This window comes from Phytobacter sp. V91 (assembly GCF_965644225.1).
Lineage (GTDB): Bacteria > Pseudomonadota > Gammaproteobacteria > Enterobacterales > Enterobacteriaceae > CBFFRJ01.
Genome location: NZ_CBFFRJ010000055.1, coordinates 23,005 through 31,956 on the forward strand (window position 1 = coordinate 23,005; position 8,952 = coordinate 31,956).

Sequence of the window (8,952 nt, forward strand, 5' to 3'; positions counted from 1 at the left end):
CAGGCGGGGTTTTTTTATGAGACGTGAGACTTAAGCCTGCGGCTGAGTCACAACGTCTTTGCTGCCTTTAACTTCGATCTCTACGCGACGATCCGGTGCCAGGCAATCGATCAGCGCAGGGCGCGCTTTCACGTTGTCACAGGTAGAACCGGTAACAGGGTTGGATTTACCCATGCCACGTGCGGAGATTTTGTCAGCCGGGATACCTTTAGAGATCAGGTAATCAACCACGGACTGAGCACGTTTCTCAGACAGAGTCTGGTTGTAAGCGTCAGAACCGATGCGGTCAGTGAAGCCCAGAACAACAACAGAACCGTCTTTCGGATCCAGGTTGCTCAGCTGGCTGTACATCTGATCCAGCGCCTGCTGACCTTCTGGTTTCAGGGTCGCTTTGTTGAAGTTGAACAGCACGTCAGAACGCAGAGTGAAGTGCTTGGTCTGTACTTCTGGAGCCGGTGCCGGAGCTGCTACGATCGGTGCAGCATCTTCCTGCTGGCCGAAACGGTAGGAAACACCTACGCTCAGCATGCCGTTGTCCGGACGGGTACCAACGGTAGCTGCATCACCGATGTTGTTAACCCACTGGTATTCCAGACGGGTAGCGATATCACGGGTAACTGCCCACTCAACGCCACCAGCAAATACCGGGGAAACGCCAGTGTCGTGAGCTTTGTAACGGTCGCCAGCATCGTTAGCTTTAGCATCTGCACGCCAAACCATACCACCCAGACGGGTGTAGATGTCCAGGTCGTCAGTTACCGGGTAACCCAGTTTAGCTGTCAGCTGAACGCCCTGAGCCTTGAACGCACCGTTTACGTTGTCGCCTTTGTAAGGCATACGACCCAGCCAGTCATAACCCATTTCAAAACCAACGTACGGGTTAACCTGATAGCCACCGAACGCACCAGCACCAAGTTGGTTTTCGTGAGTCGGGCCATCGTTCTGGAATATTGCACCGGTATCGTGGAACTGAGACCAACCCAGTTTACCACCTGTATACCAGGTATTGTCTTTCGGAGCGGCCTGCGCTACGGTAGCGAAACCAGCCAGTGCCACTGCAATCGCGATAGCTGTCTTTTTCATTTTGCGCCTCGTTATCATCCAAAAATCGCCATGGAATTCTCTAAGAGAAATCACGGTTAAATCCTTCACCGGGGGAATTGCTCGCTTGTCACTCAGCAGATATCTTCACGATATCTTTGTCTTATGCTGAGCACCCCTGGCGATGTAAAGTCTACAACGTAGTTGGAAACTTACAAGTGTGAACTCCGTCAGGCATATGAAAAAAAAAGCTTTGTATAGGCAATATTTAACATTTCAGCGCGAGCGATCATCCGCCCTGAAACCGCGAAAGGCGCGGAGCACATGACCTGGCGCGAAATTTAGTTAATGAAGCTGTAAAAGCTACCGGTAATAAAATTACAGCCAGGATTTATCTTAATTTTACTCAATGATACAAATTTGAGTGAATTTTTATCCCGGAATGCTGTCTCGCTCCATGCTGATCCAGACGAACCGGTCGCATCACGAAGCCGATCGCATTACCTTCCTCTGCCGCCATGGCCAGCTGATGGTGCTCTTCATCGCTAAGCTCCTCTGCATGCCAGCCAATAACTACGCTGTAATTGCCGGTGCGTAGCGCTCTCGTCATCGATTCCAATGTCATGCAGGGTGACAACTGGCTAATTTGCATTACTTTAGTCAGAGGTAAGCCTGCGGACTGAACCCACTCACGACTGAGTTTTTGTTGTGGCGTGAGCCAGAGCTGCCAGCGGGATTGCTGCCCCAGTTGCTGCAACAGCGGTAATAACAGTAGTTGTGTCATTCCGGGCTGGTCTTCACGATATACCACTTCACTGATAAGCCCTGTTGGGGCGCCGGTGGTTTTCGCATGAGGCGCGGAAATAAATTGTGTTGAACGGTGAGTACGGCTTAATGAGTGGTACATGATCAACCCAGCCCTGTTGGTTACTGTATGTTTATACAGTAACTCTGTAACGTTCAAAGATCAACCTCATTTTCTGAAAGCTTCTCGCAAATTTGTCGCATGACCATCAGTTGCTACAAAATTGTCTTGCTGCGCAAAGCACACTTGCCTATGTTTCTGAATAACGGATCCGTTAACAGTAATGATATTTTTACTCCATGATTTTAAAGGAATAATCATGAAAAGCGTCTCTTATCAAAGGATCTATTTATCCCAGGAATATCTTGCCCCTTTGGGTGAAATTCAGTCCCGCGCCCTTTTTGGAGGCTATAGCCTCTCCGTTGATAACATCGTCTTCGCCATGATTTCTAAAGGTGAGCTGTACCTGAGGATGTGTGAAGAAAGTGCGCAATATACAGTAAAACGGCAGCCTCCTTTGTTGATGTACAGGAAGCGTGGACGGGACGTGCTGCTGAATTACTATTTTGTTGATGAGCATCTGTGGCGTGACATACCGATGCTGGTACGCCTCTCATTCTGTTCTCTCGATGCCGCTCGCTCTGAAATTCAGCAACGTAAGGCGATTTCCCGACTGAAAGATCTGCCTAACCTGACGTTTCAGCTCGAAACGCTCCTGTGTGAGGCTGGCGTCAGTGATGCAAAAATGCTGCGCTTGCTGGGGGCGAAAGTCTGTTGGCTGCGTATTAAGAAAATGAACAAGCATCTTGGCATCAAAGTATTGCTGGCGCTGGAAGGCGCTATCTTTGGACTTCATGAAGCAGCACTCCCGGCGTTCAGACGCCAGGAGTTGATTGACTGGTACAACACCTTAGACAACAAGGTATGGGAAAATTAGGACAGGACCTGTTTCTGCAAGTGGCACATCTCGGGCAGCAGAGCAATTAACAGCCCAATTTGTTGCAGGACCAGAGGCTCTTTGCTGTCAGGGCGGGGTTCAAGATGCTTTATGCGTCGGGACAAATCCGCCAGCGTTAATTGCACGCGCTCCTCATCGGCAGGCTGGTGGTGCAGCGCGTCATCGACATAGCACACGGCATCGTCCAGCAGCTGCAAAATCGCCGGGTGCGTTAATTGTTCACGATGTGCGCCCAGAGCAGAAATATAGCTGGTAAAGGTGTGGTTGAGGCAGAGAAGGCGAAATGCCACGTCGCGTTGCTCTGCTGTTGTACCGGGCTCTGACGCCATATTAGAGACGACGGATGCCAGCTCTGCATCACGATTGTAAGCACTTCTGCGGGCAATTCGGTAAGACAGGCGGTTATCTCGTCCCTGATGATACTGTTCAAGAATCGCATCCAGATAGCGGCAGTTGGCGTTAAATGCCTGCTCTGTTACCCGCGGCAGATTACGAAAACGCCAGTCTGGCCAGATAAAACTCACCGCCCCCCAGGCGATCGCACAGCCTATCAGGGTATCGATGATTCGCGGAATAGCAACTTCAAACCCTTCGCCCAGTAAATTGAAGCACAGCAGTACCAGAAGGGTGATAAACATCGTCGCCTGCGCATACTGAATAAGGCGAAACGCAAAGAAGAGCACGCCGGTTATCACAATTAAAATCAGTTGTCCTTCAAGGGAAGGAACAAAATAGAGCACTGGTAAACCTAACGCGATCCCCGCCAGCGTCCCAACAATACGCAAAGTCAGACGGTGGCGAGTGGCATTGTAGTTTGGCTGGCAAACAAACAGGCTGGTGAGCAGAATCCAGTATCCATGGTGCAGACTCATGGCCTGAATAACGCCGTAACCTGCGCAAAGCACAACGGACATTCGCACCGCATGGCGGAACAGCGCAGACTCCGGGGTGAGGTTATTGCGTAGCCGCAACCAGATATCACTCATCCCATGCAGGCTGTCATCTGCCAGCATATTTTCCGTTTCATTGTGCGCCGGGGTCTGCGGTTGTCCTGACTCGATCGAAGCCAGTTGCGCATCAATGGCTCGCAGGTTATCCAGTAGAAAGCCCAGTGCCTTGACGGATTCCGCAGGCGGTGTCGCACTGGCGCGAACCCTGTCGAGTGCGGCATCAAGATGGATAAACGCCCGTTCGAAACGTTTGTCATGCTGATAAGGTGCGCGCAGCAGTATTGCGCGAGCCAGCAGCGCACAGGCCTGAGACTGCTGCGAGATCAGCCGCTGAAAGCGAAACATGATATCGCTGTAGCGAAAATGCTCGCGTAAGGCCTGATACTGAATATGTGATGAACTGGCGCGCTCGTGAATATCCTGTGCGGCAAAATAGTAATGCAGCGTACGGCGGGTACCTCGCTGACCGCGATCACCCCGAAGGCGGGTCAGCAGGGAAGATTTGGTCTGATTTAAGGTGGTCACCAGTTGCCCGTTCGCCAGCGCCAGCTCATATAAAGGCGCCTGACTCTCATCTTCGATATCCGGGTCAAAAAGACGAGATTTCAGTTCCAGATAATGGGCAAGCTGCTCATAACAGCGCGCGAGATTGTCCTGTAACGGGCGGATGGGGAAAACCAGATGGCCTGCCAGCGTCAACAGATTAAACCAGACGGCACCCGCCAGCAGGAGCAGCGGCTGCTGATACCACTGGTCATAAAGTGATGTTCCCAGCATGGTGTAGATAGCAATAAGCAACGCGCCAAAAGCGATGGTTGCATAGCGCTGACCAAGGCCACCGAGCAGAATAAAGCCGATGGTGGAGATGACAAGGCCTGGGGCAAACAGCCAGGGCCAGGGAAACAACAGCTCGACCGAGGCCGATGCAATAAAAAACGAGATCAGGGTGATTATCAGATTACGTAGCCGGCCAGTGAGGCGATCGTCGAGGTCGGCGAGCGCTGCAGCCACAACGCCCAGCGTCAACGGGATAGTCAGCTTGACCTCATCCAGTAACCATGGCAGCGCTGCTGTGCCACTCAGCGCAATAAAAATGCGCACGTTATAAAGCCAGGCGCTGTTCCATGTGTAACGGCGTAGCAAAGGACTTAGCATGAAGTCGACATCCTGTTACTGAAAACGGCGGCGGGCGTTTGCTTCGCGAGCGGCGCGGGCGACTTCAACAGAAACGACCCGGCGACCTACCGGCCAGACGGCAATGGCGGCGATTTTAAAATTCGCCACACCCACCGGAATACCAATAATGGTGATGCATTGTGCGATACCGGCAACAATGTGCATCACGCAGAGCCACCAGCCAAACAGTACAAACCAGACGAGGTTTAACACCGTGCCTCCGGCATTGAGTAGAGAATTTTTTGCCCCCGGTTCCAGTTCATCCACATGAACCGCTTCATTGCCCCATGGGATCAAGGACAGCTTGGTTATCTCCCAACAGGAACGTGTGAGTGGCAGAGTAATGATGAGCACCACGCTTGCCACTGTCGCTATCAGCCAGCCGAGTGTTGTGGCAAAGCCTCCAAGAACAAAATTCAGAATATTCAAAACAGTGCGCATAAGCCCTCGCAATCATCCAGTGAGTTAAGCCTGCGGACAATTGTAATGATTTTTTAAACTGGAGCACGTTTTCTCTGACGGTTACACTGACAAGTAAAGCCATATGTTGAGAAACGACGAGTGATGGAACTAAAAGCAACTGCATTGGGAAAACGTCTGGCGCAGCATCCTTACGACCGGATCGCTCTGCTTAATGCAGGGGTGAAGGTTTCTGGCGATCGTCATGAGTACCTTATTCCTTTCAACCAGTTACTGACCATTGAGTGTAAGCGTGGGCTGGTGTGGGGGGAGCTCGAATTTGTCCTTAGCGACAGTAAAGTGGTACGTCTGCATGGGACGGAGTGGGCCGAAACTCAGCGATTTTATCAGCATCTGAATGAACGCTGGCAGAACTGGAGTCGCGAAATGAGCGAGGTGGCGGCTGGCGTACTCTCTGCTCAACTTGATGCTATTTCTGGTCGGGTAAATAGCGCCGCATGGCTGACACGCGCGCAACTCTCGGGGCTAAAGCAGCAATTGCTGAGTGCATTCGATGCGTTGCCGGTGCCGCAACGTCGACTTGAGACCTTCGACAACTGCCGCGAGCTGTGGCGACAATGCCAGGCATGGCTGCATGATACCGAAGGGCGACGGGAAGCGCATAATCAGGCCTGGACCGAGGATATGCTCGTTCAGTACGCCCCCTTCTTTAAAGAGATTGAATCTTCACCATTGAACCCCGCTCAGGCCCGTGCGGTGGTCAATGGCGAGCACTCCCTGCTGGTGTTAGCCGGAGCGGGAAGCGGTAAAACGTCGGTGCTGGTGGCGAGAGCGGGTTGGTTACTGGCGCGAGGCGAGGCCTCAGCCGATCAAATTCTGTTACTCGCATTTGGGCGCAAAGCCGCGCAGGAGATGGATGAACGTATTCGTGAACGGTTGCATACCGAAGACGTCACCGCGCGAACTTTCCACGCACTTGCGCTCAGTATTATCCAGCAGGGCGGCAAAAAAGCCCCCACCATCAGCGAACTCGAAAGCGATACTAAGGCCCGACAAACACTGTTGCTCGATAACTGGCGGCAGCAGTGCGCTGAAAAAAAATCCCAGGCCAACGGCTGGCGGCAATGGCTGAATGACGAATTAGCCTGGGACGTGCCGGAAGGGGAGTTCTGGCATGACAAGGCCGTACAGCGCCGCATTGCCCCGCGTCTGGAGCGCTGGATAAGCCTGGTGCGTATGCACGGCGGCAGCCAGGCCGAGTTAATCGAAGGGGCGGAGGAAGAGATCCGCCCTCTGTTCAGTAAACGCATCAAATTGCTGGCGCCGCTGCTGAAAGCCTGGAAAGCCGCGCTGAAGGCCGAAAATGCCGTCGATTTCTCCGGACTGATTCATCAGGCGGTAGCCGTGCTGGACAAGGGGCGTTTTGTTAACCCGTGGAAACACATTCTGGTGGACGAGTTTCAGGATATCTCTCCCCAGCGGGCTGCGCTTCTGGCGGCGTTACGGCGGCAGAACTCGCAAACGACCTTGTTCGCTGTCGGTGATGACTGGCAGGCCATTTATCGGTTTAGCGGCGCCCAGCTCTCTCTCACCACCGCTTTTCAGGACTATTTCGGCGAAGGGGATCAGTGTGCCCTGGACACCACTTACCGTTTTAACTCGCGCATTGGTGAAGTGGCTAACGCTTTTATCCAGAAGAACCCGCATCAGTTGGCTAAGCCCCTTAACAGCCTGATGGTGGGGGATAAAAATGCAGTGACCTTGTTGGCTGAAGAACAACTGGACGCGCTGCTCGACAAGCTTAGCGGCTATGCGACGCCTGAGGATCGCATTCTGGTGCTGGCGCGCTACCACCAGGGAAAACCGGTGAGTCTGGAGAAAGCCGCAACCCGCTGGCCAAAGCTGCAACTGGATTTTATGACCATTCATGCCAGTAAAGGTCAGCAGGCGGAATATGTGATTGTGCTGGGGCTGCATGAAGGGCTGGATGGTTTCCCGGCCCCGGCCAGAGAATCGCTGATCGAGCAGGCTCTGCTGCCAGTACCGGAGAATTTTCCTGATGCCGAAGAGCGGCGCTTGCTTTATGTCGCTATTACGCGGGCGCGCAAAAAAGTCTGGCTGCTGTTTGATAAACAAAACCCATCGCGCTTTGTGGATGAGTTAAAGATACTGAATGTGCCGGTGGCGCGTAAGCCCTGAATAACAGGCGGCCCTGGCCGCCTGCAACTTATTACTTCAGACGCTCAGCGAGGTAGCGTTGATAATCCGGGATCAGGATATCGACGCTTTCATCGAAATGGGGGGACTGAATAATTAAATCGGCGGTAGACAGGTTTGTGGCAACAGGAATATTCCAGACGGTGGCCAGACGCAGCAGCGCTTTGACGTCCGGATCGTGCGGCACGGCATTCAGCGGGTCCCAGAAGAAAATCAATACATCAATTTTGCCCTCAGAAATCAGCGCACCCACCTGCTGATCCCCGCCCATCGGGCCGCTCAGCATCGCATGTACGTCAAGCCCGGTCGCGCGCTGAATAAGATTACCGGTGGTCCCGGTGGCATAAAGCTCATGCTTTGCCAGTTGAGGCTGATGGCGTTCAACCCATGACATCAGCATTTGTTTACAGTGGTCATGCGCCACCAGCGCAATGCGCTTGCGCACCGGTAAAGAGCGAGTCGTCAGTTCCATAATCCAGTTCCGTTATTAATCTTCGCTACAGATTACTGGAAGCGCCTGATGCTGCAAGAGAAGTCAGTGAAAAAAAACGATGCGACGAATGATATGTTAACTGGCGCACTTTCAGGACGGTGGTTGTTGCTTCACCCATTGCATAAAACGATCCCGTGTTTGCGGATCGGCCTGCTGATACCAGTACTTAAGTCGTTGTTCGGTGAGGGTTTGCGATTGTGCGGGCGGCATATCAAGCTCAGATACCCCTGACAGTAAGGTGCTGTCATCAGCGATCATGGACGAAAATTTCGGCAGTGAGGCGTATTTCCCTGCGTTGTTGTAGCGCTCCGTGTCGGCCTCATAATCAATGCCGCCAGGACGTGCAATAATTTCCAGAATATCCAGCTTAACCGGAACAGGCGTCGCATTGCCGTCCAGCAGGGCGATGTGGGGGGTAGCATTAAACCGATCGGCCTCTTTTGGCGAACTCAGCGACGGCAGGCTGAAGTTGACCTGAGCCACGTATTGGGTATTGAAGGTGGCAATCAGGGGCACTGAGGTGAAAAGGTGTGACCCATTCGTGGGTGAGTTAATGGCCGTTTCCACGCGAAAAACAATCTGATGCAGGCCATTTTCAAGTTCAATACTTTCTGCGCCGCGCAAAAGCGAACTGGATACTTTTTTACCATCCAGTACCAGCAGGTCAATGTCATTGGATAATCGCAGCGTCGTGGCGAAGACCTGCACCGGTAGCAAACAAGAAATAATCACAACCCTCCACCCGGATCTCATAACGCGCTCCTGTCATGGCCTGCCCACCTGTTATCCCGACGTATTCACTTTTGCATATATTTATTAAGGAAGGTGCGATTTAATCGTCAGTTATGAGAACATAAGGCTTTCTTTGCCATAGATTTTTCACGATGCCCGC

Annotated in this window: 8 protein-coding genes; 2 read left to right on the forward strand and 6 right to left on the reverse strand. The window is 52.5% G+C overall.

Going from position 1 to position 8,952, the window contains the following annotated elements; all coding sequences use genetic code 11:
- Nucleotides 1-30 precede the first annotated feature (30 nt).
- Nucleotides 31-1,083, reverse strand: a complete 1,053-nt coding sequence (ompA, locus tag ACSZO4_RS13055) for a porin OmpA (RefSeq protein WP_437889404.1) — start codon at nucleotides 1,081-1,083, stop codon at nucleotides 31-33.
- Between the two features lie 364 nt (nucleotides 1,084-1,447).
- On the reverse strand, nucleotides 1,448-1,948 hold the full coding sequence (gene sulA, locus ACSZO4_RS13060; RefSeq protein ID WP_437889405.1) for an SOS-induced cell division inhibitor SulA: 501 nt from the start codon (nucleotides 1,946-1,948) through the stop codon (nucleotides 1,448-1,450).
- 217 nt (nucleotides 1,949-2,165) lie between these two features.
- Here sulA and ACSZO4_RS13065 point away from each other — a divergent pair, with 217 nt between their 5' ends.
- Nucleotides 2,166-2,783, forward strand: coding sequence for a TfoX/Sxy family DNA transformation protein (locus ACSZO4_RS13065; RefSeq protein ID WP_437889406.1), 618 nt, complete (start codon nucleotides 2,166-2,168; stop codon nucleotides 2,781-2,783).
- Here the strand turns inward: ACSZO4_RS13065 and yccS are convergent.
- The gene (yccS, locus tag ACSZO4_RS13070) at nucleotides 2,780-4,909 is read right to left on the reverse strand and encodes a YccS family putative transporter (protein WP_437889407.1); all 2,130 of its coding nucleotides are present in this window, start codon (nucleotides 4,907-4,909) and stop codon (nucleotides 2,780-2,782) included. The genes ACSZO4_RS13065 and yccS overlap by 4 nt on opposite strands.
- A 15-nt stretch (nucleotides 4,910-4,924) precedes the next feature.
- On the reverse strand, nucleotides 4,925-5,371 hold the full coding sequence (locus tag ACSZO4_RS13075; protein ID WP_437889408.1) for a YccF domain-containing protein: 447 nt from the start codon (nucleotides 5,369-5,371) through the stop codon (nucleotides 4,925-4,927).
- A gap of 123 nt (nucleotides 5,372-5,494) precedes the next feature.
- Between ACSZO4_RS13075 and helD the strand changes: the two genes are divergently transcribed.
- Nucleotides 5,495-7,549 carry a DNA helicase IV gene (helD, locus tag ACSZO4_RS13080; RefSeq protein ID WP_437889412.1) on the forward strand — a complete coding sequence of 685 codons (2,055 nt, stop codon included), beginning with the start codon at nucleotides 5,495-5,497 and terminating at the stop codon, nucleotides 7,547-7,549.
- Between the two features lie 31 nt (nucleotides 7,550-7,580).
- On the opposite strand, the gene mgsA is transcribed toward helD, so the two are convergent.
- Together mgsA and csgI are read right to left on the reverse strand one after the other, a co-directional pair.
- Complete coding sequence (gene mgsA, locus ACSZO4_RS13085) at nucleotides 7,581-8,039, reverse strand: methylglyoxal synthase (protein WP_437889409.1); 459 nt, start codon at nucleotides 8,037-8,039, stop codon at nucleotides 7,581-7,583.
- Between the two features lie 111 nt (nucleotides 8,040-8,150).
- Nucleotides 8,151-8,813 (reverse strand): curli synthesis inhibitor, encoded by a 663-nt coding sequence (csgI, locus tag ACSZO4_RS13090; protein ID WP_437889410.1) that lies wholly within the window; start codon nucleotides 8,811-8,813, stop codon nucleotides 8,151-8,153.
- Nucleotides 8,814-8,952 lie beyond the last annotated feature (139 nt).